The 23,813-nt window shown below is 64.4% G+C and carries 22 protein-coding genes; 12 read left to right on the top strand and 10 right to left on the bottom strand.

The genetic code is table 11. The features are described 5' to 3' along the window. Nucleotides 1–395: 395 nt before the first annotated feature. Both RRX38_RS09955 and RRX38_RS09960 read left to right on the top strand, forming a co-directional pair. Nucleotides 396–3,314 carry a ribonucleoside-diphosphate reductase subunit alpha gene (locus RRX38_RS09955; RefSeq protein WP_295470827.1) on the top strand — a complete coding sequence of 973 codons (2,919 nt, stop codon included), beginning with the start codon at nucleotides 396–398 and terminating at the stop codon, nucleotides 3,312–3,314. A gap of 600 nt (nucleotides 3,315–3,914) precedes the next feature. Then, a complete protein-coding gene (locus RRX38_RS09960; protein WP_295470829.1) occupies nucleotides 3,915–5,162 on the top strand; it encodes a ribonucleotide-diphosphate reductase subunit beta in 1,248 nt (415 codons plus the stop codon). A gap of 134 nt (nucleotides 5,163–5,296) precedes the next feature. On the opposite strand, the gene RRX38_RS09965 is transcribed toward RRX38_RS09960, so the two are convergent. After that, the gene (locus RRX38_RS09965) at nucleotides 5,297–6,424 is read right to left on the bottom strand and encodes a cysteine desulfurase family protein (protein ID WP_315962388.1); all 1,128 of its coding nucleotides are present in this window, start codon (nucleotides 6,422–6,424) and stop codon (nucleotides 5,297–5,299) included. Between the two features lie 200 nt (nucleotides 6,425–6,624). Here RRX38_RS09965 and RRX38_RS09970 point away from each other — a divergent pair, with 200 nt between their 5' ends. The 4 genes from RRX38_RS09970 (at nucleotide 6,625) to RRX38_RS09985 (ending at nucleotide 10,202) form a co-directional block, all read left to right on the top strand. Next, nucleotides 6,625–7,074 (top strand): Lrp/AsnC family transcriptional regulator, encoded by a 450-nt coding sequence (locus RRX38_RS09970; protein ID WP_295476703.1) that lies wholly within the window; start codon nucleotides 6,625–6,627, stop codon nucleotides 7,072–7,074. 61 nt (nucleotides 7,075–7,135) lie between these two features. After that, nucleotides 7,136–8,029: a LysR substrate-binding domain-containing protein gene (locus tag RRX38_RS09975; protein WP_315962389.1), complete on the top strand. Its 894-nt coding sequence runs from the start codon at nucleotides 7,136–7,138 to the stop codon at nucleotides 8,027–8,029. An 83-nt stretch (nucleotides 8,030–8,112) separates the two neighbouring features. Beyond that, entirely contained in the window at nucleotides 8,113–9,279 is a 1,167-nt protein-coding gene (locus tag RRX38_RS09980) for a pyridoxal phosphate-dependent aminotransferase (protein ID WP_315962390.1), read from the top strand. Beyond that, nucleotides 9,276–10,202, top strand: a complete 927-nt coding sequence (locus tag RRX38_RS09985; RefSeq protein WP_295476700.1) for an AEC family transporter — start codon at nucleotides 9,276–9,278, stop codon at nucleotides 10,200–10,202. The genes RRX38_RS09980 and RRX38_RS09985 overlap by 4 nt, the downstream gene beginning before the upstream one ends. Nucleotides 10,203–10,212: 10 nt before the next feature. Here RRX38_RS09985 and RRX38_RS09990 read toward each other — a convergent pair whose 3' ends face one another. Continuing rightward, on the bottom strand, nucleotides 10,213–11,544 hold the full coding sequence (locus tag RRX38_RS09990) for a PLP-dependent aminotransferase family protein (protein WP_315962656.1): 1,332 nt from the start codon (nucleotides 11,542–11,544) through the stop codon (nucleotides 10,213–10,215). An 84-nt stretch (nucleotides 11,545–11,628) separates the two neighbouring features. Here RRX38_RS09990 and RRX38_RS09995 point away from each other — a divergent pair, with 84 nt between their 5' ends. After that, nucleotides 11,629–12,528 carry a DMT family transporter gene (locus tag RRX38_RS09995; protein WP_315962657.1) on the top strand — a complete coding sequence of 300 codons (900 nt, stop codon included), beginning with the start codon at nucleotides 11,629–11,631 and terminating at the stop codon, nucleotides 12,526–12,528. Nucleotides 12,529–12,596: 68 nt separating this feature from the next. On the opposite strand, the gene RRX38_RS10000 is transcribed toward RRX38_RS09995, so the two are convergent. The 3 genes from RRX38_RS10000 to RRX38_RS10010 form a co-directional block, all read right to left on the bottom strand. Next, nucleotides 12,597–13,139, bottom strand: a complete 543-nt coding sequence (locus tag RRX38_RS10000; RefSeq protein ID WP_315962658.1) for a GNAT family N-acetyltransferase — start codon at nucleotides 13,137–13,139, stop codon at nucleotides 12,597–12,599. Nucleotides 13,140–13,228: 89 nt separating this feature from the next. Further along, nucleotides 13,229–13,831: a TetR/AcrR family transcriptional regulator gene (locus tag RRX38_RS10005; RefSeq protein ID WP_315962391.1), complete on the bottom strand. Its 603-nt coding sequence runs from the start codon at nucleotides 13,829–13,831 to the stop codon at nucleotides 13,229–13,231. A gap of 55 nt (nucleotides 13,832–13,886) precedes the next feature. Further along, entirely contained in the window at nucleotides 13,887–14,468 is a 582-nt protein-coding gene (locus tag RRX38_RS10010) for an NAD(P)H-dependent oxidoreductase (RefSeq protein ID WP_315962392.1), read from the bottom strand. Between the two features lie 196 nt (nucleotides 14,469–14,664). Between RRX38_RS10010 and RRX38_RS10015 the strand changes: the two genes are divergently transcribed. Then, nucleotides 14,665–16,014 (top strand): mechanosensitive ion channel family protein, encoded by a 1,350-nt coding sequence (locus tag RRX38_RS10015; protein WP_315962393.1) that lies wholly within the window; start codon nucleotides 14,665–14,667, stop codon nucleotides 16,012–16,014. A gap of 30 nt (nucleotides 16,015–16,044) precedes the next feature. On the opposite strand, the gene RRX38_RS10020 is transcribed toward RRX38_RS10015, so the two are convergent. From RRX38_RS10020 to RRX38_RS10030, 3 genes are all read right to left on the bottom strand, one after another. Next, nucleotides 16,045–16,848, bottom strand: coding sequence for a helix-turn-helix domain-containing protein (locus tag RRX38_RS10020; RefSeq protein WP_295476705.1), 804 nt, complete (start codon nucleotides 16,846–16,848; stop codon nucleotides 16,045–16,047). A 137-nt stretch (nucleotides 16,849–16,985) separates the two neighbouring features. Next, nucleotides 16,986–18,218, bottom strand: a complete 1,233-nt coding sequence (gene eutH / locus RRX38_RS10025; RefSeq protein ID WP_295476695.1) for an ethanolamine utilization protein EutH — start codon at nucleotides 18,216–18,218, stop codon at nucleotides 16,986–16,988. An 82-nt stretch (nucleotides 18,219–18,300) separates the two neighbouring features. Further along, nucleotides 18,301–19,065, bottom strand: coding sequence for an SDR family NAD(P)-dependent oxidoreductase (locus tag RRX38_RS10030; protein WP_295476694.1), 765 nt, complete (start codon nucleotides 19,063–19,065; stop codon nucleotides 18,301–18,303). Nucleotides 19,066–19,348: 283 nt separating this feature from the next. On the opposite strand from RRX38_RS10030, the gene RRX38_RS10035 reads away from it, so the two are divergent. Then, nucleotides 19,349–19,780 (top strand): hypothetical protein, encoded by a 432-nt coding sequence (locus tag RRX38_RS10035; RefSeq protein ID WP_295476693.1) that lies wholly within the window; start codon nucleotides 19,349–19,351, stop codon nucleotides 19,778–19,780. Nucleotides 19,781–19,909: 129 nt separating this feature from the next. On the opposite strand, the gene RRX38_RS10040 is transcribed toward RRX38_RS10035, so the two are convergent. Beyond that, entirely contained in the window at nucleotides 19,910–20,854 is a 945-nt protein-coding gene (locus tag RRX38_RS10040) for a GlxA family transcriptional regulator (RefSeq protein ID WP_315962394.1), read from the bottom strand. Nucleotides 20,855–20,961: 107 nt separating this feature from the next. Between RRX38_RS10040 and RRX38_RS10045 the strand changes: the two genes are divergently transcribed. The 3 genes from RRX38_RS10045 to RRX38_RS10055 are packed head-to-tail and all read left to right on the top strand — an operon-like array spanning nucleotide 20,962 to nucleotide 23,091. After that, a complete protein-coding gene (locus RRX38_RS10045) occupies nucleotides 20,962–21,759 on the top strand; it encodes an SDR family oxidoreductase (RefSeq protein ID WP_315962395.1) in 798 nt (265 codons plus the stop codon). A 20-nt stretch (nucleotides 21,760–21,779) separates the two neighbouring features. Further along, nucleotides 21,780–22,544, top strand: coding sequence for an SDR family oxidoreductase (locus RRX38_RS10050; protein ID WP_295476690.1), 765 nt, complete (start codon nucleotides 21,780–21,782; stop codon nucleotides 22,542–22,544). 28 nt (nucleotides 22,545–22,572) lie between these two features. Next, nucleotides 22,573–23,091 (top strand): peroxidase-related enzyme, encoded by a 519-nt coding sequence (locus RRX38_RS10055; protein ID WP_315962396.1) that lies wholly within the window; start codon nucleotides 22,573–22,575, stop codon nucleotides 23,089–23,091. Nucleotides 23,092–23,424: 333 nt separating this feature from the next. On the opposite strand, the gene RRX38_RS10060 is transcribed toward RRX38_RS10055, so the two are convergent. Next, on the bottom strand, nucleotides 23,425–23,730 hold the full coding sequence (locus RRX38_RS10060) for a helix-turn-helix domain-containing protein (protein ID WP_315962397.1): 306 nt from the start codon (nucleotides 23,728–23,730) through the stop codon (nucleotides 23,425–23,427). Between the last annotated feature and the right edge of the window lie 83 nt (nucleotides 23,731–23,813).

Here is a 23,813-nt window from a genome sequence, read left to right on the forward strand (position 1 = left end):
TGTTCACAGGGTTATCCACAGAGGGTGCGTTGAACTGCCTCGGAAAACGCATTATCTTGTATCTTTTTTCAGGGGCAGACCCTAGATGTAGGGTTTACCTCCAGAACCTCTGAACACATTTCCAGGCCGGTTTTCAAGCTTTTTTATTGAGTCCGCAGCGTGGAACTAATGGCCGGCTCGGCAGCCCAATCGCTCGCTCGAACGGCGGATGTGGCAAATGTGCATCACACATTCTGCAACATCGAACCAGCACTCTGAAGAACAAAGCAGGCGTCGGGTCCACCCCCCGTCGCCGTGGTTTCAAACCGGGAGGGCCATGCGCCCTCCTTGTCCGGCCACCCGCCGGCGCGGTGGGTAGTGATACCCGAACATACTTAAAGACTGTGGAGCCCCCCATGCAGACAGACACAACTCGCGAGAACCAGCCGACCGCTGCGCCGCAATCGAATCAGGCCCAGCAGGACCTGAGCGCCACCGCTCCAGGTCAATTGCGTGTCATCAAGCGTAACGGGACTGTCGTGCCCTACACCGACGACAAGATCACCGTCGCCATCACCAAGGCGTTTCTCGCAGTTGAGGGCGGCACCGCCGCCGCCTCGTCGCGCATCCACGACACCGTCGCCCGCCTGACCGAACAGGTCACCACCACCTTCAAGCGTCGCATGCCATCGGGCGGTACCATCCACATCGAAGAGATCCAGGACCAGGTCGAACTGGCCCTGATGCGCGCCGGCGAGCAGAAAGTCGCCCGCGACTACGTGATCTACCGTGACTCGCGGGCCAAGGAACGTGCCGGCCGCGCCGCTGCCGAAAGCACCGTGCAGCCGCACCCGAGCATCCGCATCACCCGCGCCGACGGCAGCCTAGAGCCGCTCGACATGGCGCGCCTGCACACCATCGTCAGCGAAGCCTGCGAAGGTCTGGAAGAGGTCGACGCCAACCTGATCCAGAACGACACCCTGAAGAACCTCTACGACGGCGTGGCCATCAAGGACGTCAACACCGCCCTGGTGATGACCGCCCGTACCCTGGTCGAGCGCGAGCCGAACTACTCGTACGTCACCGCCCGCCTGCTGATGGACACCCTGCGTGCCGAGGCCCTGGGCTTCCTGGGCGTGGCCGAAAGCGCCACCCACCACGAAATGGCCGAGCTGTATGCCAAGGCCCTGCCGGCCTACATCGAGACCGGCATCAAGTACGAGCTGCTCGACCCGGCGCTGGCCGGCTTCGACCTGGAAAAGCTCGGCAAGGCGATCAACCACGAGCGTGACCAGCAGTTCACCTACCTGGGCCTGCAGACCCTGTACGACCGCTACTTCATCCACAAGGACGGCATCCGCTTCGAACTGCCGCAAGTGTTCTTCATGCGCGTGGCCATGGGCCTGGCCATCGAAGAGAAGCAGCGCGAAGACCGCGCCATCGAGTTCTACAACCTGCTGTCGTCCTTCGACTACATGTCGTCGACCCCGACCCTGTTCAACGCCGGCACCCTGCGTCCACAGCTGTCGAGCTGCTACCTGACCACCGTGCCGGACGACCTGTCGGGCATCTATCACGCCATCCACGACAACGCCATGCTGTCCAAGTTTGCCGGCGGCCTGGGCAACGACTGGACCCCTGTGCGTGCACTGGGCTCCTACATCAAGGGCACCAACGGCAAGTCGCAGGGCGTGGTGCCGTTCCTGAAAGTGGTCAACGACACCGCCGTAGCGGTCAACCAGGGCGGCAAGCGCAAAGGCGCTGTCTGTGCCTACCTGGAAACCTGGCACATGGACATCGAAGAGTTCATCGAGCTGCGCAAGAACACCGGTGACGATCGTCGTCGTACCCACGACATGAACACCGCCAACTGGATCCCCGACCTGTTCATGAAGCGCGTCTTCGATGACGGCAAGTGGACCCTGTTCTCGCCTTCGGAAGTGCCAGACCTGCACGACCTGACCGGCAAGGCCTTCGAAGAGCGCTACGAGTACTACGAAGCCCTGACCGAATACCCAGGCAAGATCAAGCTGTTCAAGACCATCCAGGCCAAGGACCTGTGGCGCAAGATGCTCTCGATGCTGTTCGAGACCGGCCACCCATGGCTGACCTTCAAGGACCCGTGCAACCTGCGCAGCCCGCAGCAGCACGTGGGCGTGGTGCACAGCTCGAACCTGTGCACCGAGATCACCCTGAACACCAACGCCGACGAGATCGCGGTGTGCAACCTGGGTTCGATCAACCTGCCGAACCATATCGTCAACGGCAAGCTCGACACCGCCAAGCTCAAGCGCACCGTCGACGTCGCCGTGCGCATGCTCGACAACGTGATCGACATCAACTACTACTCGGTGCCGCAGGCGCGTAACTCCAACCTGCGCCACCGTCCGGTCGGCCTGGGCATCATGGGCTTCCAGGACGCGCTGTACCTGCAGCACATCCCGTACGGTTCCGAAGCCGCGGTGCAGTTCGCCGACACCTCGATGGAAGCGGTCAGCTACTACGCCATCCAGGCTTCCTGCGACCTGGCCGACGAGCGCGGCGCCTACGAGAGCTTCCAGGGCTCGCTGTGGTCCAAGGGTATCCTGCCGCTGGACTCGCAACAGATCCTCATCGAAGCCCGTGGCCAGAAGTACATCGACGTCGACCTGAACGAGACCCTGGACTGGGCACCGGTTCGCGAACGCGTCAAGAAAGGTATCCGTAACTCGAACATCATGGCCATCGCGCCGACCGCGACCATCGCCAACATCACCGGCGTGTCGCAGTCCATCGAGCCGACCTACCAGAACCTGTACGTGAAATCGAACCTGTCGGGCGAATTCACCGTGATCAACCCGTACCTGGTCCGCGACCTGAAGGCCCGCGATCTGTGGGACCCGGTAATGATCAACGACCTGAAGTACTACGATGGCTCCGTGCAGCAGATCGAGCGCATTCCGCAAGAGCTGAAGGACCTGTACGCCACCGCCTTCGAAGTGGAAGCCCGCTGGATCGTCGACGCCGCCAGCCGTCGCCAGAAGTGGATCGACCAGGCGCAGTCGCTGAACCTGTACATCGCCGGCGCTTCGGGCAAGAAGCTCGACGTGACCTACCGCATGGCCTGGTACCGTGGTCTGAAGACCACCTACTACCTCCGTGCCCTGGCCGCGACCAGCACCGAGAAGTCGACCATCAACACCGGCAAGCTGAACGCCGTGTCCAGCGGTGGCCATGGTCCGGACGACTCCGCACTGAGCGCCCCGCGCCCAAGCGAAGCCGCTCCGGCGGCCGGCCCGGCCCCCGTACCGAAGGCCTGCGCCATCGACGAGCCTGATTGCGAGGCTTGCCAGTAAGCGTCATTCGCGGCTCAAGCCACTCCTGCCCCGGTGGGAGCGGCTTGAGCCGCGAAGCTTCACCTTCCCCGCTGTACGGCTGACCCAGGTCAGCGCACTCCGCCTCTCCCGCTGTCACCATTTGCCTGCATCGAGATTTTTCTCGAACCGCGCACGAAACTATATCTTGTGCCTCGACTCAAAACGAAACACAATATGAGCCCTTTCGGTGTGACTCGATGCGTTTTCCCCACCAGGAAAGCCAGCGCCGCCGGAAGTCCGGAAAGCGCCTTTTTCATGGGCTGATTTTCTCAACGGGTAAGGCAGTGCAGGGCAATCTTCTGTATACTGCGCGCCCTCGATCCAGGGTACTCAAATGACCCATTGCGCAGGCAATACCGGTTCACCTGAATACAACCGGGAATCGTGTCACCGGCCCGCACGCTGCCCAAGCCGCAGCGGCCAGGCTACAGAGCGCTGCCTCCAGCACCCGACACCGTAGACCACTCGACTCATCGAGACAGATTCCGTTGCCCGCGACTGCCAATGCAACGCGGGCACAGCCTACTTAAAAATCCACCGGTCCCCTTCCGGGCGACCCTCAAGCAGGAGATGTAAACCATGCTGAGCTGGGACGAATTCGACAAGGAAGACGGCGAAGTCAGCGCCGCTGCCCCCCAGGCCTCCAAGACCCAGGAAGCGACCCTGGACCGCCTCGACAGTGCCGGCGGTGCCGCGGCCCAGGAAGCCCGTGCGGTAACCGACAGCGACTCGGCTGCGGTCGCCCGCGCCAAGAAGGCGCTCGATGCCCTGGACGTCGCCGAAGGCCTGGCCGAACTCGAAGGTGCCTCCGCTCGCGTCGCCGTCGACGAAAAGCGCATGATCAACTGCCGCGCCGACCTCAACCAGCTGGTGCCTTTCAAGTACGACTGGGCCTGGCAGAAGTACCTGGACGGCTGCGCCAACCACTGGATGCCGCAAGAGGTCAACATGACCGCGGACATCGCCCTGTGGAAGAACCCCGAAGGCCTGACCGACGACGAGCGTCGCATCGTCATGCGCAACCTCGGCTTCTTCTCCACCGCCGACTCGCTGGTCGCCAACAACCTGGCCCTGGCCGTGTACCGCCTGATCACCAACCCCGAGTGCCGCCAGTACATCCTGCGCCAGGCCTTCGAAGAGGCGATCCACACCCACGCCTATCAGTACTGCATCGAGTCGCTGGGCATGGATGAAGGCGAGATCTTCAACATGTACCACGAGATCCCGTCGGTCGCGAAGAAAGCCGCCTGGGGCCTGAAGTACACCCGTTCGATTTCCGACCCGGAGTTCAACACCGGCACCCCGGAAACCGACAAGGAACTGCTGCGCAACCTGATCGCCTACTACTGCGTGCTGGAAGGCATCTTCTTCTACTGCGGCTTCACCCAGATCCTTTCCATGGGCCGCCGCAACAAGATGACCGGCGTTGCCGAGCAGTTCCAGTACATCCTGCGTGACGAGTCCATGCACCTGAACTTCGGCATCGACGTGATCAACCAGATCAAGATCGAGAACCCGCACCTGTGGGATGCCGCGATGAAGGAAGAGGCCACGCAGATGATCCTGCAGGGCACCCAGCTGGAAATCGAATACGCGCGCGACACCATGCCGCGCGGCGTACTGGGCATGAACGCGGCGATGATGGAAGACTACCTGAAGTTCATCGCCAACCGCCGCCTGACCCAGATCGGCCTGAAGGAAGAGTACCCAGGTACCACCAACCCCTTCCCGTGGATGAGCGAGATCATGGACCTGAAGAAAGAGAAGAACTTCTTCGAGACCCGCGTGATCGAGTACCAGACCGGCGGCGCGCTGAGCTGGGACTGATCGACCAGCCCGCAGCAAAAAAAACCGGAAGCCCAGGCTTCCGGTCTTTTTATGCCTGCTGGTCAGTTAGACCGGCTAAGCGGCTAAAGCCCCTCCCACCGGGTCACATGCCGCCTAAGCGAACCGTATTGCATTCAGGCCAGAACCTGACGCAGCACCTCGATGGCCTGGTCGACGTCCTCATTCGTGGTGAAACGCCCGAAGCTGATGCGTACCGACTGGTTGGCCAGCATCGGGTTGAGGCCCAGGGCCAGAAGCACGTGGGAAGGTGCGTTGCTGGCCGAGTTGCAGGCCGAGGTCGAAGACAGCGCCAGGCGCCCGCTGAACACTGCCGGGCTGAAGGCAAAGCGGTCGATGCTGAAGTTGAGGGTGTGTGGGATGCGCTGCGCCGGGTCGCCGTTCAACGCTACACCCGGCAACGCCAGCATGGCATCGCGCAGGCGGTTGGACAGTGCCTGGATGCGCGCGCTTTCTTCGACCATTTCGGCCCCGGCCAACGCATAGGCGCTGCCCATGCCGACGATCTGGTGGGTAGCCAGGGTGCCGGAGCGCAGGCCCTGCTCGTGGCCCCCGCCATGAATCTGCGCCTCGACCTGAGCACGGGCCCGATCCCCCACATACAGCGCGCCGATGCCCTTGGGCCCGTAGGTCTTATGTGCGGAGATGGACATCAGGTCCACCGCCAGGCTGGAAAGGTCGATGGCGACCTTGCCGGTGGCCTGCGCGGCATCGACATGAAACAGCGCCCCGCGCTCGCGCACCCGCTCGCCGATGCGGCGAATGTCCGTCAGCGTGCCCAGCTCGTTATTGACCAGCATCAGCGACACCAGCAGGGTGTCGTCACGCAGCGCATCGGCCACCGCTTCAGGGTGGATCAGGCCGTCGGCGCCGGGGCGCAGCCAGGTCACTTCGACGCCCTGTTGCTCCAGTTGCCTGACGCTGTCGATGACCGCCTTGTGCTCGATACAACTGGTGACCAGGTGTCGACGGCCCGCCGGTGCCTTGGCGAATACGCCTTTGAGCGCCAGGTTATTGGACTCGGTGGCCCCGGAGGTCCACACCACCTGATTAGCCTGCGCACCGATCAGCGCAGCCACCTGCCCGCGAGCCTGCTCCACCGCCTGGCGGGCGTGCTGACCGTGCTGGTGCGAGGTCGAAGCCGGGTTGCCGAAGGCCCGCTGGCCCATGTGCACGAGCATGTCGGCCACGACGCGGTCGTCGATAGGAGTGGTGGCGGCGTAATCGAAATACAGTTCAGACATGGGAGTACCAGCACGAAGTGATGAGAGGCTGGTGAAAATGGTATAGCTGGCAGCGGGAAAAATAATTGATAAATAACGGGTACCGGCAAGCAATATCGGAAAATAGTTCCGGTTAAAAAGCCATTAAAGGAATACAATTTCAGCCCAATCACCAACGGCAAAATCGTTATGCCTATCGGCAATAAGAACGGTGTTCATACATGGACAAATTCGACAAGGCGATCCTCGCCATCCTGCAGCAGGACTGCACGGTCGCGCTGGCCACGGTCGCCGAGCGCGTCGGCCTGAGCAACACCGCCTGCTGGCGGCGTATCCAGAAGCTCGAAGAAACCGGCGTCATCCTCAAGCGCGTGGCCCTGCTCAGCCCCAAGGAGCTGGGCGTACCCGTCACCGTATTCGCCTTCGTGCGCACCGGGCGTCACGACATGGAATGGCTGGAGACCTTCCACCGCCGGGTCAGCGAAATCAAGGAAGTGGTGGAGTTCTACCGCATGGCGGGTGTCACCGATTACCTGCTGCGCCTGGCGGTGCCGGACATTGCCGGCTACGACGCGGTGTACAAGCAGCTCATCCAGATTCCCGGCATCGCGGATGTCAGCTCCAGCTTCGCCATGGAACAGATCAAGGCCACCACCGCCCTGCCCTTGTGACCCACAGCGGCAGAGATGGCGCTATGCTGCGCGCCACATCCGCCGCCCTTCAGGAGCCTGCATGTCCCTCCGCGCCCTGCGTACCCTGGTCGCCATCGCCCGCCACGGCTCCTTCGCCCGCGCCGCCGAAGCGGTGCACCTGACCCAGTCGGCAGTGAGCCTGCATGTGCGCAGTCTCGAAGAGGAATTCAATGCGCCGTTGTTCGACCGTTCGCGACGTCTGCCGGTGCTGACCGAGGCCGGGCATTTGGCGGTGGAGCGCGCCAGGGAGATCCTCGCCATCTACGACAGCATTGCCGCCGAGCTGGGCGATGGCAGCGAGCTGCGCGGGCGCTTGCGCCTGGGCGCCATCCATACCGCCCTGGCCGGTGTGCTGCCTGCAGCGCTGGCGGCCATGGGCAGCGCCCACCCCAACCTGCGGGTCAACGTGGCCTCGGGCATGTCTGCCGAACTGGCGGTGCTGATCGAGGCCGGCGACCTGGACGCTGCCGTCACCACCGAACCGGTGAAGCCCTACCCCCACGGGCTGGTCAGCACCGTGCTGTTCGAGGAAGGCTTCTGGATCATCGCCCCGGCCGACGCCGACAGCCGCGACCCCAGGCGCCTGCTGCAGGACTACCCATTCATTCGCTTCGACCGCCGTGCCTGGGCCGGGCGCACCATCGAACGCGAGTTGCGCCGCCAGCGCCTGCGGATACAGACCAGCATGGAACTGGACAGCCAGGAGGCGATTGTCCGCATGGTTGCCAGCGGCCTGGGCGTGGCGGTCATTCCCATGAGCGAGCGCAGCCTGGCGGCGTTTTCCAGCCTGGTATGCCTGCCCTTCGGCGAACCGCAACGGATGCGCCGCGTGGTGCTGCTGGAACGCGAGGATCGCCCCGCCGGGCGCCTGGCGGTGGCACTGGCCGAAGCGGTGCGGGCGCAGGCGGGGCATATGCCGACCCATGAGGAATAATTGACAAAACCTCAATTTAATATCGTTTTTTCTTGTCCTTGGTGACCGCTATCTTGATCCGGACTTCCGCATCGAGGCACGCCATGACCACCGCCAGCCCCACCCGCACCGCAACCCCTTCACCCATCCTGCTCATGGCACGCCACGCCGCCGCCCTGCGCGCGCAGGGCCAGGATGTGATCGACCTGACCCTGGGCGAGCCAGACTTCGACGCACCGGCCCATGTGCTGCTGGCCACCCACGCCGCTCTTGGCCAACGCCAGAGCTACTCCCCGGCCAACGGCCTGCCGCGCCTGCGTGAAGCGATTCGCTGGCGGGTACGCCATGATCGCGGCCTGCATTACCGGGAAGATCAGGTCGCGGTCGGCTGCGGGGCCAAGCAGGTCATCTTCAATGCCTTCATGGCGACCTTGCAGCCTGGCGACGAAGTCTTGCTGCCCGCGCCCTACTGGGCCAGTTATCCAGACATGATCCGCCTCTGCGGGGCGCAACCCGTGGTGCTGCCGACCACCGCCGCCGAGGGCTTTCGCCTGACCGCCGAACACCTGGCGGCGGCGCTGGAGCTGTCACCCAACGCTCGCTGGCTGGTGCTCAACGCCCCCGGCAACCCTTCCGGTTCGACCTACAGCGTCGCGCAACTGCGTGAGTTGGCCGAGGTGTTGCGCGGTTATCCGCAGCTGATGATCCTCAGCGACGACATCTACGCCGAGATCCGCTTCACCGACCAGCCCTATGCGACGCTGGCCGCCGTGGCCGAGGACCTGAACGAGCGGACCCTGCTGGTCGATGGCGTCTCCAAGGCCTATGCCATGACCGGCTGGCGCGTCGGCTGGGGCTGCGGACCGGCGCCACTGGTGGCGGCGATCAACGCCATTCAGTCGCAGAACTGCACGCAGACCAGCACCCTCAGCCAATTGGCGACCATCGCCGCGCTGGAGGGCGAACGGGATTTCCTCAGTGAACGCAACGCCATCTACCGGCAGCGCCGCGATGCCGCCCTGGCGGTGCTGCGTACCAGCCAGACGCTGGACGTACTGAGCCCCGAGGGGGCGTTTTATCTGCTGCCCAGAATCAAAGGCACGCACGACGACCAGGACGTGGCCATGGACCTGCTCAAGGTCGGTGTGGCCACCGTGCCCGGCAGCGCCTTCGGAGCACCGGGGCATCTGCGCCTGTCGTTCGCCACCGACCAGGCCACCCTGGTAAAGGGCTGCCAGCGTCTTGTCAGCGCCCTGGGAGACCGCCCATGAGCGCCGCGCTGGTCCTCGCCCTGTTGCCCATCGCCGTGCTGATCGCCCTCGGCGCCTGGCTGCGCCATCGACACTTTCTCAACGAAGGGTTCTGGCCGCAGGCCGAGCGCCTGGGCTATTACCTGCTGCTGCCTTCGCTGTTCCTGCACAGCCTGGCCACCGCGCAACTCGACGATGTGCCGGTGCGCGAGATGGTCGCGGTGCTGCTGTTGTCGACGGTGCCGGTGGCCATGCTGTTCGTGGCCCTGCGCGGCCTGCTCAAGGTCGATGACGCGGCCTTCACTTCGCTGTTCCAGGGCGGCATTCGCTTCAACAACTATGTCGGCGTCTCGGCCGCCGCCGGATTGTTCGGCACCCACGGTATCGCCCTGGCAGCGGTGGCCAACGCCACCATCGTGCCGACGGTGAACATCCTCTGCGTGCTGGTGTTCGCCCGTTACGGCAGCGCCGGACGCCTGTCGCTGAAGGCCACGCTGCGCCAGCTGGCGCTCAACCCGCTGGTGCTGGCCTGCCTGATCGGCATTCTCCTGCAACTGCTGGGCGTGGGTCTGCCAGCCGGCATCGGCCCGGCCCTCAAGGCCCTGGGCCAGGCCTCGTTGCCGCTGGGCCTGCTGTGCGTGGGCGCGGCGCTGAACTTCGCCGCCGCCGGCAGCTGGCTCAAGCCGGTGGGCGTGTCGTCGCTGGCCAAGTTCGTGGTCATGCCCGCCGCCACTCTGCTGGCCTGCCATCTGCTGGGCCTGCGCGGCGAAGCGGCGGTCACTGCCATCCTGTTCCAGACCCTGCCCACCGCGTCATCGTCCTACATCATGGCCCGGCAACTGGGCGGTGACGCCCCGCTGATGGCCGGGATCATCGCCAGCCAGACCGTGATCGCCGGGCTGGCCCTGCCTCTGGTGGTGATCAGCCTGGCCACCTGGCTGTGAGTGCTGCGCGTCATGTCTGCGCCTGCACCACCCAGCGCACCTTGAGCAGCGCCTGACGCAAGATCGCCAGGTCCACCGAGCCCAAGGCCAGGCGCAGGGCATGCGGCACATGGGCCGACACGGCAAAGGGCTCGGCGGTGGACACCGCCACCTGCTCGTCCTTGAGGGCCGCCGCCACCCGATCGGCGCGGGCGTCTTCCTGCAAGGGCAGCCACAGGAAGTAAGACAGCGGATGGCTCTGACAAGGCAGCCCGGCCAGCGCCTCGGCGGCGACTTGCTGGCGCCGACGGGCGTCGTCGCGCTTGTGCTCTTCCAACTGCATGACGGTGCCGTCTTCCAGCCATTGGCAGGCAATGGCGGTGAGCACGCCAGGGGTGTTCCAGGTGGTGGCGCGAATCACCCGCTCCAGGCTGGCAACGCGCTCCAGCGGCGCGCTGATGAAGCCGACCCGCAGGCCGGTGGCCACGCTCTTGGACAGGCCGCAGATGTGCAAGGTGCGCTCCGGTGCCAGGCTGAACAGCGGCACCGGGGCATCCTCGACGAGAAAGGCATAGGCCGCGTCTTCGATGATCAACAGGTCGTGCCGGCGAGCGATGGCCACCAGTTGCTCACGTTGCGCGGTATCCAGCACCCAACCCAGCGGATTGTGCAGCGTCGGCATGCTGTACAGCGCCTTGACTCGCCGGCTGGCACACAGCCGCTGCAGCGCGGCCAGGTCCGGCCCGTGTTCGAGCACCGGAATGGCGACGATCTCCAGGTGCAGTGCTTCAGCCAGCACCTTGAAACCGGAGTACGTCAGCGCATCGGCGGCGATCACATCGCCAGGCTTCAGCGACGCCATCAACGCGACCGCCAGGCCCTGCTGCGCACCGTTGACGATCAGCACCTGCGCGGCATCCACCTGCAACCCGCGTGCGGCCAGGTGGCGGGCCACGCAAGCGCGTTCGTGCGGCCGCCCGGCATGCGGTTGGTAACGCAGCAAAGCCTCAAGGTCGCCCGAGGCCGCCAGCTGGCGCAAGGCACCGCGCAGCAGCTCGGCCTGTGCCGGCAACGCCGGGTAGTTGAAATTCAGGTCGGCCATGCCTTGGGCCACGGTCTTCTGGTCGATGCCCAGGCCCGGCGGCATGGAGATATCCCGCACGAAGGTGCCACGCCCGGTTTCACAACTGACCAGGCCCATGCGCTGCAGCTCGGCATACACACGGCTGGCGGTCACCAGCGCCAGGCCATGCTCGGCGGCCAGGGCCCGATGAGTCGGCAGGCGGCTGCCGGGCAGCAGGCGACTGGCGCGAATGTCGGCGGCCAGGCGGTCGACCAGGGTCTTGTAGCGGGCGCGGGGCATGGCGAATGTATCCATGACAATTTTTTGATTGTGCCGATAGTGCTGCCTAGCATGAGCGCTTCGCAAGCCACCGAGCACCTTGCCATGTCTTCCGCCTCTCCCCTGCACCGCCCGATCCCTGCACTGCCGCTGGCCGGCTGGCTCAACGGCCTGCTCGGCGTGATCATCTTCAGCGGCTCGTTGCCGGCCACCCGGGTCGCGGTGGCGCAGTTCGAGCCGCTGTTTCTCACCACCGCCAGGGCCCGCCTGGCCGGCCTGCTGGCCCTGGCGCTGCTGGGGCTGTTCAGGCAGCCGCGACCGACCCGTGAGCAACTGCTGCCCCTGGCGGTGGTGGCCGCCGGGGTGGTGGTGGGCTTTCCGCTGCTCACCGCCCTGGCCCTGCAACATGTCACCTCAGCCCACAGCATCGTGTTCGTCGGCCTGCTGCCGCTGGCCACCGCGCTGTTCGGGGTACTGCGTTGCGGTGAACGCCCGCGTGCGGCCTTCTGGCTGTGTTCGGTGCTGGGCAGCCTGATGGTGGCCGGCTACGCCATGGCTCAAGGCCTGAGCGCCAACCTGACGGGCGACCTGCTGATGCTGCTGGCGATCCTCGCCTGCGGCCTGGGCTATGCCGAAGGCGCACGCTTGTCGCACAGCCTGGGCGGCTGGCAGGTCATCAGTTGGGCCTTGGTGCTGGCCTTGCCGGTCATGCTGGTGGCGAGCCTGTGCAACCTGCCGGCAGCCGGCTTCGCTGCCATCCAGACGCCGGCCTGGGCCGCTCTGGGTTACGTGTCGATATTCAGCATGCTGGTGGGCTTCGTGTTCTGGTATCGCGGCCTGGCCCAGGGCGGCGTGGCAGCCGTAGGCCAGTTGCAGCTGTTGCAGCCGTTCTTCGGCCTGGCCCTGGCCGCCGGCTTGCTGGGTGAGCCGGTCAGCCTGGGCATGCTCGGCGTCACCCTGGTAGTGATCGTCTGCGTGGCGGGGGCCAAACGCTTTTCTCGCTAGTGGGTTGGCGCCGTAGGACCGGCTTCAGCCGGGAACGCGTTCGGCGTGGCTGAAGCAGCTGAGCGCGATCAATGGGTGACGCGGGTCACCAGGTAATTGATCAGCTCCGGGTCATCGTCCAGGTCGATGGCCCTTGCCGGGCGCGGCAGGTCTTGCATGACCTTGCTCCAGAACGCCTCGGCGGCCTCGTCCTGGATGGAGTAACGCACCAGCCAGTTCTCGTGACCGCTCATCAGCACCTGGCCCATCAGCGCCCGGCCGACACCACGGCGGCGGTACTTCTTGAGGATGAACAGGTCGGCCAGTTCCAGGGCATCGATGCCCGGCAGCTCGCTGCGCTCGACCAACAGAAAGCCCGCCACCTCGCCATCGACCAACAGCAGGCTGGCGCTCCAGTCCGGTTCCTGCCAGTAGCGCACCAGGTGCTCTTCGTGGATGTAGTAACGGCCGTCCATCTCTACATCCTGCTGCTCCCAGTCCGACGACTCGTAGGCGTAGAACTGGTAGAGGTTGCGGATCAGCTCGATCTGCTCGGGGGCAGTGGGAATCAGCTCGACAGTGAGGTCGGTCACGGGCGGCCTCCACGGGTCGATGAACGAGGGCAAAGCGATACAAGCCAGGGCATGCGGATCTCAGAAGCAATGAAACAGGGGCGCTATTGTTAACAAAACCGGGCAGATGGCAACCACTGCGCAGCGATTCACTGCGTGCGGCGCACCATGTCGATAATCAGCCGGTACAACTCCTCGACCGCCTGTGCCTCGCTGATCTCGCCTTCCACCGCCACCAGCGCCAGGCTGTCGGCGGCGCCGAGCAGCGCCCACAGCGTCGCCAGACCGAGGCCCGGCGTACTGGTGAAGGGCGCCAGTACCTGGCGGCATTTGTCGATGTAGCTGCGCTGGCATTGCTTGCGCAACTCGGCCAGCTCGCTGGAACCACTCAAGGCCGCCAGCACCTCGGGAATTTCCCGCCCCTCGCTGAGCACGCAGGCGATATAGCTGGCGGCGATGGCCCGAGCCTTGCCCTCCAGGGTCGCCGCACCGGCAGCCATGGCCTGGTCGATGATCGCGTTCTGGCGGTTCTCGTAATCCTGGTACAGGGCCGCCAACAGCCCGTGGCGGGTACCGAAGTGCTCATAGACGGTCGGCTTGGTGATGCCGGCAGCCTCGGCCAGGCGGCCCAGGCTCAGGGCATCGGTGCCCTCCTCGGCAATCAGTTGCCAGGCCACCTGCAGCAGTTGCGCATAACGCTCTTCGCGGGTCATGCGCTTGCGCGGTGCGGTACGGGAAACGTCGTTGGGCATGGCGGTCGCGGGCTCCTGCAAAAGCTGAGTCGGGCAGCATACGGCGCTTGCCGGCTCAGGCAAACACCTGCTGGCCGATACGCCGTGCGGTGGCCAGCGCCGTATCGGGAAAACCCGCCTCCGGGTGCAACAGCAATTCCGAGCTGCGCACCGGGGCGCCGACGTAGTCGAAGATGCCGTGGTCGATCTGCGTGCGCATCGCCGCGAAATAGCCATGCCGGGCAAAGGTGCGCAGGTTCGCGCCGCCCACGGCCAGCAGGTGCACATCGAGATGGCCGAGCTTCTTCTCCAGGCTGCCATCTGGTCGCTCCGCGTAAGCCCACCCCGAGGTGAACACGCGGTCGATCCAGCCCTTGAGAATGGCCGGGAACGACCACCAGTAGATGGGGTAGACCAGCACCAGGGCATCGGCGCGATCCAGGCGGCGCTGCTCGGCGAGCACGTCGTCGGGCAAGGCCGCACCGCTGCGAAACAGCGCCAGGTCGGCGGCGCCGAAACGCGGGTCGAAGCCCTCTTCGCACAGATCCACCCGCTCGACTTGATGCCCGGCCTCGACGATGGCACGAGCGACTTCACCGGCGGCGGCATGGGTGAAAGAGCCTTGGTCAGGGTGAGCGACAACGATGAGCGCTTGCATGGGAGAACTCCTGGCAGAACGGCCAAAGGCGGCCGCTTTATATACCAAACGTAGGTTACTTTTAGTATCTTGTAAACGCCTGCCCGCCTGAAGGGTGCCGGACGGTTTTGCACGCTGTAACGGCACCCGCCTGTCATCTGTCATGCATGAATGCTCTAATGGCCCGCTCATTCACGCAGAGGACCCGCCCCCCGCAATGGATACCAAGACTCTCATGCTCCGCTTCGATGAACTCTTGGGCATGCTGGACAAACACCCCTGGGTGCAGGCCAGCCTGTCTCTGCTGTTGCTGCTGGTCGCCGCCCTGGTGCTCGGCCGCCTGGCGCGCTTCGTGCTGCTCTACGCGATGAAGGCCCTGGGCCGCCAGCACGCCCTGCAGTGGCTCAACGACCTGCGCCACAACAAGGTCTTTCACCGCCTGGCGCAGATGACGCCTTCGCTGGTGATCCAGTTCGGCCTGAACCTGGTGCCGGTGATCAGCGCCGCCGGCAAGAACCTGCTCGGCAACATCGCCATGGCCTTCACCATTCTGTTCATGACCCTGGCCATCGGCGCGCTGCTCAATGCCCTGCTGGACATCTACGCGCGCACCATTCACGCCCGGACCCGCTCGATCAAGGGCTATGTGCAACTGGCGAAGATGATCCTGTACATCTTCGCCACGATCATCATCATCGCCACCCTGATCGACCGCTCGCCGCTGTTACTGCTCTCCGGTCTGGGTGCCATGTCGGCGGTCATCCTGCTGGTCTACAAGGACACCCTGCTGTCGTTCGTCGCCAGTGTGCAGCTGACCAGCAACGACATGCTGCGCGTCGGCGACTGGATCGAAATGCCCCAGGTCGGTGCCGACGGCGACGTGGTGGACATCACCCTGCACACCGTCAAGGTGCAGAACTTCGACAAGACCATCGTCTCCATCCCCACCTGGCGGCTGATGTCCGAGAGCTTCCGCAACTACCGCGGCATGCAGCAGTCCGGCGGCCGGCGCATCAAGCGCAGCCTGTTCATCGACGTCAGCGGCATCCGCTTTCTCACCGATGAAGAAGAACAGCGCCTCTCCGGCGTCAAGCTGCTCACCGAGTACATGTCGCGCAAACAGGCCGAACTCAAGGCCTGGAACCAGGCCCAGGGCAACGTCGCGGCGCTGTCGGCCAACCGTCGGCGCATGACCAACGTCGGCACCTTCCGCGCCTACGCCCTCGCCTACCTGAAGAACCACGCCGAAGTGCACCAGGACATGACCTGCATGGTCCGCCAGATGGCCGCCAGCGAACACGGCGTGCCCCTGGAAATCTACTGCTTCACCCGCACCACCGTCTGGGCCGACTACGAACGCATTCAGGGCGACATCTTCGACTACCTGCTCTCGGTATTGCCGGAGTTCGGCCTGAGCCTGTACCAGCAGCCCAGTGGCGCAGACATGCGCATGGGCCTGGCCGGCCGGGAGCCGGCGCAGGGTGGGTTGGCGTTGCCGGCGGTGAAGGAGGTGGAGAAGCCTCACACGGAACCGGCACAGCGGCTGACCAGCGACAACCCGGCATGACCACCGTTACCCGCCCCTCTGTACCTGAAGTCAGGCCAACCGCGTCAGATAATCGATGAACAGGCGGAACAGGTCGGCATTGTTGGAGATCTCCAGCCGCTGGTAGATGTTGTGCTTGTGCACCTTCACGGTCCCTTCCGAAATGCCCAGCAGCGCCGCAATCGAGGCGCTGCTGTGGCCTTGCAGGATCAGCTTGGCGATGTAGCGCTGTGCCTCAGTCAGCTGTCCTTGCAGGATGTCCATGAACGCATCTTCAGAGCGCGCATCGCTGGTCTCGGCGTAGGCGAAACTATCGCCATGTCGAACCCGGCCATGCAGCTCCAACAGGGCGTGCACTACCGGCGTCAATGCCTCGAGGGTTTGCATTTCCTCGGTACTGAAGGGCCCGTCGCCAAGGTTGCGCATCAACGAGTAGACCAAGGCCACACGCGGTTGCAGCGGCACGATGAAACCGATCTCTTCGACCAGCGTGCCATGTTCGGAAGACACACAGGGATGGATGTCCGGGGAGATGGAAAACCCCGATGAAAAGAAGCAGTCCGGCGCCAGCTCACTCATACGCCACAGCCCGCCAGGATGGTCGTTGATGCACGCTACGTAGAATGGATCGAGCAGGTAACCACCACGCTGGTAGGCAGCAAGGGTGCGCTCCGGCACCGAACGGTTGTAACCGTTGTGTACCAGCAACGCCGGATGATTGAAGCGAAACAGGTAGACGCAGCTCATATCGAAATCGACCCGCTGCCGCAGCGCACGATCCAGGGCCTGCCCCAGCTGATCGGTGCCCACAGCGCTGATCAGCGCGGCCAGGTCTCGAGCATCGTCGGCGTTCATGCGTGCCATTCAGGTGTCCAGAGTGAATGCCCCATCGGTGGGCAAGATAACCCAAAACCGAGGCCGCCAGCGCAGGGCTGCCAGGAGTGCATGACAGACGGGAACCCGGCTGGAGGCGCCGGGTTCCGCCGCAGCGCTCAAGACAGGCTCGGTGTCGCGCTGAAGCGCTGCTGCTGTTCGTCCTGACGCCCAAGCTCAATAGCCTTGGGAACCGCGAGCCACCAAGCAAGCGCCATGCCCAGCACGCCGCCCGTCAACTTGCCGATGATCAGGGGCAGGATCACCGAAGGTTGGAAGTTCGCCGAGTAGGCCAGATGATCACCGAAGGTGAACGCTGCGCACACCGCGAATGCCACGACCAGTACCTTGTCCTTGGGTGGCATGTCGGCGAGCAGACGGAACATCGCCAGGATGTTCGCCGAGGCCGCGAGCATGCCCGCTGCGCCGACCGGTGACAGCCCTACCCGGGCGGCGACTCGTTCAATGGGACGCGACAGGTAGCGCTTGATCAGCCAAACCATGGGAAAGGCACCGCAGAGCATGATGCTCACGTAGCCGGCAATCTCCAGCGCGCGCATCTGGTCCTCCTTGTCGGCGATGATCGGCGCGAAGCCCCAACTGCCGAAGGTCGAGCTGAAGAAGGTGGTGAAGTATTCGACGATCGAAGCCACCAGCACCAGCGTCACCAGGGCGTACATCAACTGCCCGAGCTTGAGGAATATCGCCACCATCAGATTCGGCAGGTAGCGCAGCGCAGCAGCCAGCGCACAGCAGAACAGGATCAGCGGCATGAGGTTCTGCACCAGCCCCAGGAAAGTGAAGTGCAACACCTGAGTCGGCGCGCCGATGGTGGCGATGTCGGGCCTCACGCCCAAGTCCATGCCCTGCATCAGCAGGGCGATCAGAATGATGCTCACCGGAATACTCAGAAGCCCGGCCATGATGCCCAGGGCCATGTATTTGTGGTCGCGCTTATCGAGCATTGCCAGACCTACCGGAATCACGAAGATCACCGTCGAACCGCACTGGAAGCCCGTGATCAAGCCGACGATCCAGCCTTCGGGACTGCTCGACAGCGCCTGGGCCAGCTGATAGCCGCCCAGGTCGGCGGCGATAAAGATCGGACCGGCAATACCTGCGTCGGCGCCCATGGCCTGGAAAAGCGGCGCGATGAACAGACTGATGAATTGCGAGATATAGGGAATCGCCGCCATGATTCCGGCCACTGGCAGGAAGATCGGTCCTATGCTGTTGATGCCGGCGCTGAACTCCTTACCGAGCTCCGATTCCGGGTTGTAGATGGACGCGATGGCGCCGATCACGGCGCAGACCATGATCAGGTAGATGACGTAGGTGCCGATGTTTTCCATTGCTGCCTCTGTCTTTTGTAAGTGTTTGTTTTTGGCAGAATTTTCAATGCAGGGGTAAAGCTTTTATTGTTTTGCGCGCCTATCAGAGCGCGGTGTAGCCGTTGTCGACGAACAGGTGGGTGCCGTTGACGAAGCTGGCCTCGTCACTGGCTAGGAAAAGCGCCGCGGCAGCCACTTCAGCGGGATCGCAGAGACGCCCCTGCATGCTGGCGATGGCCTGCTCCGAAACGTCCACACCGTGTCCCTGCAGCAGTTCGATTTCACGTCGACCATGGGCCGTACCGATGAAGCCCGGACACACGGCATTGCTGCGAATATTGCGGTCGCGGTACTCCACGGCGATGGCGCGGGCGAACATGTGACAAGCGCCCTTGGTGGTGCAGTACGCCACTTCCATCGGCGTGCCGACCACTGCGGAGATCGACGAGGTACAGACGATACTGCCGCCACCGGCCGCGATCATGCCGGGTAGCACGGCCTGGGTAACCAGAAACATGCCCTTGACGTTGATGCCCATCAGGCGATCCCAGTCCGCTTCGCTGGTCTCTAGAAACGGGCCGGCCGCGATGGTACCTGCATGGTTCATCAATACCGTGATGGCCCCGAAACGCGCCTCGGCCTGCGCCACCGCCTGCCGAACCTGCTCGCGGGACGAGACATCGGCAGGAAAGAACCAGGCGTCGCCGCCGGCTTCGTTGATGCGCGCCGCAACCGCCTCGCCGTCACTGCGCGGCAGATCCATGATTGCCACCTTGGCGCCTTCGCAGGCGAAGAGCTCCGAAGCGGCCAAGCCGCAGCCACCTGCACCACCGGTGATGAGTGCGACCTTGCCTTGCAAACGACCCATGAGTGGTCTCCTGTCGTATATGTAACCCGAGGTTTCTGCCGACAACCTAGGGCTACCCGCCGCCAGCGTCCATATACCGAGGGATATACGAATCAATAACAAATTGAAAAATAAGATCTTTTTTCATAATTCGGTCGCTTTTTGAACCGCTGGCGAGCGCCGCCAAGCCCTGTCTGTAGCCGCAAACGAGCGCCAATCCGCAGGCGACCACCCGTCGCCCCGACCGCACGACCTTGCTCCCCTGGAGGCCGAACCCATGGTGATCAAAAAAAGGAGTCTCACCATGAAATTGATTCGACCTCACCAACTGGCCCTGGCGCTGTGCCTGGGCGCGATTGCGCCGCTGAGCCTGGCGGCGACCAATGTGGATGGCACCACCACCAGCCCGAGCGGCACCAGCGCCAACCCCGGCACCATGCAAGGTGGCGGTGGCAATCCGGGCGGGGCCACCAACCCCGGCAGTAATACCGGCAGCCCAGGCGGTACGTCGGGCGGCATGGGGACCGGCACCGGCAGCGATACCAGCACCGGCAACGCTACCGGTGCAGGCAGTGCCGGCCCTGGTGGCGCCAGCGGTGCGGGCGGCGCGCCGAATGGCGGTGCGGGCGGTGGCGGTAATAGCGGCACCGGCTCAGGTGGTACAGGCGGCGGTACCGGAGGTGCTGGCGGTGGTGCTGGCGGAGCCGGTGGCGGTGGCGGCGGCGGCGGCAGTTGATCCTCGCCTCAAGACTGCCCCACTAGACCGTTGCAGCGAGCTTGCTCGCGATGGCTGCCTCACGTACGCGACATATGCGGTGCGTTGGCGGTCTTTTCGCGAGCAAGCTCGCTGCCACAGGTCAAAGAGTCAGCTGACCCGCCTGGCATCCCGGCGAATCGCGGCAGGCGCCACGCCAAAGCCGCGCATGAACACTTCACGCATGTGCCGGCGATCGCGAAAACCGTTCTGCCGGGCCACTTCTTCCAGGCTGTGCCGGGTCTGCTCGATCATCAGCCGGGCACCTTCCAGCCGCAGCTTTTCGATCGCCTTGGCCGGTGGCTGGCCGGTCTCGGCGGTGAATACCCGGGTGAACTGGCGTGGGCTGAGGTGCGCCACCTCGGCGAGTTCTTCGACGCTCAAGGGCAGGCTCAGATGCTGGCGGGCGTATTCCAGCGCACTCTGAATACGGTCTGACTTGGCCGACAGGGTCAGCAGTTCCGAATGCTGCGACTGCCCACCGGAACGGCGCTGGTGCATCACCAGGCGATGCGCCACCGAGCGCGCCAAGTCGGCGCCCAGGTCCTTCTCGACCATGCCCAGGGCCATGTCCAGCGCGGCAGTCATGCCGGCAGAGGTCCATACCGGGCCATCGACGATGAAGATCCGATCATCTTCAACCGCCACCTGCGGATAGCGCTCGCGCATGGCTCGGGCGAACGACCAGTGCGTGGTCGCACGACGACGGTCCAGCGCACCGGCAGCGGCGAGAATGAACCCGCCGGTGCACACGCCCGCGACACGCCGTGCCTGCTGCATGAAGCCGCGCACGCTGTTGAGCACCTCTTCGCTGGCCGGCGTCAGGGGCGTCAGGGTTCCGACCACCATCCAGGTGTCGGCCAGCCCGGCAGCCTCCAGCGGCTGGGTGTCGATGCACAGGCCCAGGGACGAGCGCACGGTGCCGCCGCCCACCGAAAAGTTCTGCACCCGATAGACCGGCTCACCGGCCACCAGATTGGCGAATTCGAAAACGGACTGGGTGGCCAGGGACATGACCTGGAAACCCTCGGTAATCAGGTAGCCGACTCGATGCATGATGAAGCCCTAAAAGTGACGTCCTGAAACACTACCTTATACGTCATTTGAGACACAGCATTTTTTTCGCATCATGGCGCCAGTCCCCACCACTGGAGCCTCACACCATGACCACCGCACACCTTGGCACTGCCCTCATCACCGGCGCTTCCACCGGCATCGGCGCGCTCTACGCCGAGCGCCTGGCCCGCCGCGGCTATGACCTGATTCTGGTGGCACGCAACCGCGAACGCCTCAATGAACTGGCCATGCGCCTGACCAGCGAGACCCGCCGCAACGTCGAGGTGGTCGCCGCCGACCTCGGCAACTCCAACGAGCTGGCCAGCGTCGAACGCAAGTTGCGCGAAGACGCCAGCATCACCCTGCTGGTCAACAACGCCGGCATCGGCACCCACACCCCGCTGCTGGGCAGCGACGTGGAGCGCATGGGCGAGATGATCGCGCTCAACGTCACCGCCCTGACCCGCCTGACCTACGCTGCCGTGCCCGGCTTCGTCGCCCGCCAGCAGGGCGCGATCATCAATATTTCGTCCATCGTCAGCCTGGCGCCGGAACTGCTCAACGGCGTGTATGGCGCCAGCAAGGCCTATGTCACCGCCTTCACCCGCTCGCTGCACCGCGAGCTGAGCGAGCAAGGCATTCGTATCCAGGCGGTACTGCCCGGTGCCACCGCCACCGACTTCTGGGCCACCGGCGGGCTGCCCGTGGAAAACCTCGACCCGGCCATCGTCATGGCGGCCCCCGACCTGGTCGACGCCGCGCTGCAGGACTTCGATGCCGGGGTGTTGTTTTCCATTCCGTCGATGCACGACCTGGAAACCTTCGAAGCCTTCGAATCCAGCCGCCAGGCGCTGCTGCCGCAGCTGTCCAGCAACCGCCTTGCCCCCCGCTACAACGCCAACTGATCACTGACAGGAGTACCACCATGAAACTCAGCGCCAACACCATTTTCATCACCGGCGGCACCTCCGGCATCGGTCGCGCCCTGGCCGAAGCCTTCCACCAGCGTGGCAACCAGGTGATCATCGCCGGCCGCCGCCAGGCCCTGCTCGACGAGATCGCCCGCGCCAACCCCGGCATGGATACCGTGCAGCTGGACATCAACGACGCGGCGCAGATCAAGCTCGTGGCCCAAGAGGTGATCCGTCGCCACCCCACGCTGAACGTGATCATCAACAACGCCGGGATCATGCCTTTCGACAACCCGGCCTCCGGTGAGCTGGACGACGAACAGGCAGTCGGCCTGCTGCAGACCAACCTGCTGGGGCCTGTGCGGGTCAGCGCGGCCTTCGTCGAACACCTCAAGCAGCAGCCCGAGGCCTACATCATCAACAACAGCTCGGTGCTGGCCTACCTGCCGCTGGCCGCCACGGCGCTGTACTCGGCGACCAAGGCGGCCATCCACTCCTACACGCTGTCGCAACGCTTCGTCCTGCGTGACAGCAGCGTCAAGGTGCTGGAAATCGCCCCGCCGTGGGTGGACACCGACCTGATCCACAAGAGCGGTGACGAGCGTGCCATGCCGCTGGACGAATTCATCACCGAAACCCTGGCCAAGCTGGAAACCGCCACCACCGAAGTTCTGGTCGACCGTGTGTTGCCCCTGCGCGCCAACCAGGGGGCGAACGAGCATGAACTGATCCACCAGTTCAACCTGTCGCTGGTCGACAACCCGATTCCTGTGGCCTGAACGGTCCGTCTTTCAAGGAGATTCCCCCATGCCCCGTCTCACTGCACTGCCTATCGACCATGCGCCTGCCGCCGCCCGCCCTGCCTTGCAAGGCGTAGAGAAAGGCCTGGGCTTCTTGCCCAACGCCTTCGCCACCCTGGCCCACTCCCCGGCCGCGCTCAATGGTTACCTCGCTCTGGCGCAGGCCATGGGCAAGAGCAGCCTCAGCGTCGCCGAACGTGAAGTCGTGGCGCTGGCGGCCTCGCAAGTCAACGGCTGCGATTACTGCCTGGCCGCACACAGCCACTTTGGCGCCAAGGCGGGCCTGGATGCCGACGCCATTGCTGCGGCCCGCGCTGGCAACCTGGACGCCGTCGCCGCACTGGCCCGCGCGGTGACGCAGGAACGCGGTCAGATCAGCGATGAGCAACTGCACGCGGCACGTCAAGCAGGCCTGGATGACGCACGGATCGTCGAGGTGGTCGCCCAGGTCGCCCTGCTGACCCTGACCAACTATCTGAACAATGTGGCCCGCACCGCAGTCGACTTCCCGCCTGCAACCCACTGAACACCAGACCGCAATGAGCCGTCCTGCCCGCGCAGCCGAACGCTGTCCGGGCGGGCGCTTGCGTTTGGGGGAGATGCACCCTGACGGTGCAGAAATGGCGCAGCCTGCGCAAGACGCGGGGTACGGGACCTGGGCCCTGTACCCCGCGAGTACCGATTGACGCGGCTCAGCGCGTGCCAGGCACGGCTGACCCGGCTCGATCGCCTAGGGCACCACGCAGGCACAAGCAAGGCACATGCCGGGTAGCGTCAATACGATCGACAGGCTTTAGCCGCAATACTGGTCAGTTAGACCGGGTAGGAGCGGCTTCAGCCGCTCCCCGAGCCGTATGCGTCAGGCCTGTTTGTGGGCCAGGATCGCGTCCAGCAGGCCGGGAAACTGCTGGTTCATGTCGGCCAGCCGAAGGGAGTTCATGTGCGTGGTGCCGACGTTGCGGGTATGCACCAGGCCGGCATCGCGCAGCACCCGAAAGTGATGGGACATGCTGGATTTCGGACGGCCGCCGTCGAGTTCGCCGCAGCTGGCCTCTTCGACCCGGGCCAGGCAACGCACGATCTCCATGCGCACCGGATCGCTCAGCGCGTAGAGCACGCGCTCGAGGATGAAGTTTTCGGGTGTGGGATGTTTGAAGCCTCTCATGGGGCGGCATGATAACGGGGGGGTTCAATGTTCGCCATACTTCGAATACTATCGAACTATCGTATTAACCCGTCCGCACTGGA

Source organism: Pseudomonas sp. DTU_2021_1001937_2_SI_NGA_ILE_001 (assembly GCF_032463525.1).
Classification (GTDB): Bacteria; Pseudomonadota; Gammaproteobacteria; order Pseudomonadales; family Pseudomonadaceae; genus Aquipseudomonas.